This window comes from bacterium (genome assembly GCA_021372775.1).
GTDB lineage: Bacteria > Acidobacteriota > Polarisedimenticolia > J045 > J045 > JAJFTU01.
The window spans coordinates 1-2335 of record JAJFTU010000031.1 but is presented as its reverse complement, the minus strand read 5'-3'; the positions used below and the strand labels follow the sequence as shown (position 1 = coordinate 2335).

2 protein-coding genes are annotated in these 2335 nt (G+C 72.3%); both read right to left on the bottom strand.

All coding sequences use genetic code 11. The annotated features are described in order from the left end of the window. A partial coding sequence (locus LLG88_01340; protein ID MCE5245553.1) for a DJ-1/PfpI family protein occupies nt 1–474 on the bottom strand: 474 nt, incomplete at its 3' end. A 52-nt stretch (nt 475–526) separates the two neighbouring features. Beyond that, nucleotides 527–2185, bottom strand: coding sequence for a mucoidy inhibitor MuiA family protein (locus LLG88_01335; GenBank protein ID MCE5245552.1), 1659 nt, complete (start codon nt 2183–2185; stop codon nt 527–529). Nucleotides 2186–2335: the final 150 nt, after the last annotated feature.

The window sequence follows — 2335 nt, the reverse complement described above, 5'->3', positions numbered from 1 at the left end:
GTCGTTGGGCGCCTTGAACTCGGCGCCGGCGTTCGTGCACTCGGGGCCGCAGGCCGGATAGGCCATGCAGGTGCGGTTCTTCAGCACGCCGGCCGCGGCGAGGATCTGCGGCCCGTGGCAGATCGCGGCGATCGGCTTCTTGGCCGCCGCGAAGTTGCGCACGATGGCGAGGACCTGCGGGTTGAGCCGCAGGTACTCCGGCGCGCGCCCGCCGGGGAGCACCAGCGCGTCGTAGTTGTCGGGGTTCACTTCGTTGAAGTTGGCGGTGATCGCGAAGCGGTGTCCCGGGAGTTCGGTGTAGGTCTGGTCGCCGACGAAGTCGTGGATCGCCGTCTTGACCGTCTCGCCCGTCTTCTTGTTGGGGCAGATCGTGTCCACGCGGTGTCCGACGGTTTCGAGCGTCTGGAGCGGGACCATCGCCTCGTAGTCCTCGACGTAGTCCCCGACGATCATCAGGATCCTCTTGCCGGTCATGCCCAATCCTCCCGCGCGGGGCGCGGCGCGCGCCCCGCGGAGAAACGAGCGCTCAGCGCGGCAGCCCGTCCACGGAGAGGTCGCGGGGGAAGCGCACCGAGTACTCGAGCACGATCTCTTTCCGTTGCTTCGGCCCGAGAGTCAACTCCCATTCGACGATTCCCGGCCGGTCCTTGGCGTCGCGCATCCCCGGCGTCGTCTTGTCGCCCACCTTGACCACGATCCGCTCGTCCTGGCTGCGCGGCAGCTGGTCCTCGACGACGAGCGTGATCTCGCGGTCGCGCCGGTTCTCGATCGTCGTGCGGAAGCTGTACTCGAACTGCTGGTCCTTGGAGATGAACCCTTCCTGCGACCCGCGCCGCGGCGTCGCCGTCCGCTTCACGACCACGCGGTTGTCGGCGCCGAACGGCGCGTCCATCTCGGCGCCCGGCGCGCTCTCGGCGACGCCGTACTGGCCGACGAACGCCGCGCCGGCGAAGACCCGCACGACGCCGGGAAGAAGCGGGTACTGCGCGGGGGACGACGTCTTGGCGACGACGAACGCCGTCTCGGAGGCCGCCGGGGCGACGCGGTAGAGGAGCCTCGCCGGCAGCGCGTCGGTGCGGAGCGCGATCCGGTGGTCGCGTCCGTCGGCCGGAACGTCGCTCTTGCCGGGGGCGTCGAAGGCGGCGTTGTAGGCGGTGTGGAGCACCTCGGCCTCCGGCGCTTCCATCTCGACCGCTTCGAGGGCCGGCGGCGGGGCCGCCATCCCCGCGCCCGCCGCGTCGCGCGCCATCTCCGCGGTGGGCCGCGGGGCCTCGCTCTTCATCATCAGCTTCGGCCGCGGCGGCGTCGGTCGGACGAGGATCGGCGGGAGCTGCGGCGGCACGACGCCGCGCGCCGGCGCGGCGGTCGAAAGACGCAGCGGCACGCCGCTCCAGTCCTCGCCGGTCCGCTGCCGCACGACCGCCTCGGCCGACCAGACGACCTCGCCCTTGTCGGCGTCGAGCGTCGCGCGGTAGCTCGGGCGCCAGGCGGCGGACGGCACGAGATAGGTCACTTCGAGATCGAGCGCGCCCGCCTGCCGCGCCTCGACCTCCGCGATCGCGGCGAGGCTCTCGACCGGTCCGCGCGGCTGCGCGGCGTCCCTCTTGGCCCGCGCGACGTCGAGCTGCTCCTGCAGCTCGCGCCGTCGCTCGACGCGCCGCTCGGCGCGCTTCCCGAGATCGTCCACCTGCCCGCGGACGAAGCCGAAGAACCCCTTCACGGCCTCGAGGTCCGGCTTCCCCTCGGCCAGCCGGTCGCCGCTGCGCGCGCCGGTCCCCTTGGCGAGCGAGGCGAGGAACTCGGCCATCTGCTGGTCGGCCTTCTCCTCGAGCCCGAGCTTGTTCTGCTCCCCTTCGAGCCGGCGCACCTCGGCGTCGGCGGCGAGCCACTCCGGCGTCGCCTTCCGCTCCTGCGCCTCGCGCTTCAGCTCGACCGCGCCGAGCGCCGCGGGAACCCCCTTGCCGGAGATCCGCAGCGAGTCGGCGTCCACGCTCGGCGGGAGGCCGGGGAGGACGATCGACGAAGCGCCGGCCGGCAGCTGCACCGTCGCCTGGCGCGTGATCTCCGCGCGGTCCACGTAGACGACGACCTGGACGATCTTCGACCGCTCGATCTTGACTTCGGCCGCGCCGGCGACGCCGCAGGCCAATGCCGCGCAGACGAACGCGAGACACGCTCTCTTCATCTCGGCCTCCTCGGGAAATGGGCGACCATTATCCCGCGGGAGGCCGCGCCGGGAGGGGCTGAAGAGGGGTCAGTCGGCGTTCTTGACCAGCGTCGCCTTGTAGCCGCGGAGCACGGTCGTCTGCGCCGGGGCGGCGAGGGCGGGCACGAC

Bases quoted from the DNA above. Each gene is read 5' to 3' on its own strand.
- LLG88_01335 (MCE5245552.1), bottom strand. From the start codon at position 2,185: ATGAAGAGAGCGTGTCTCGCGTTCGTCTGCGCGGCATTGGCCTGCGGC.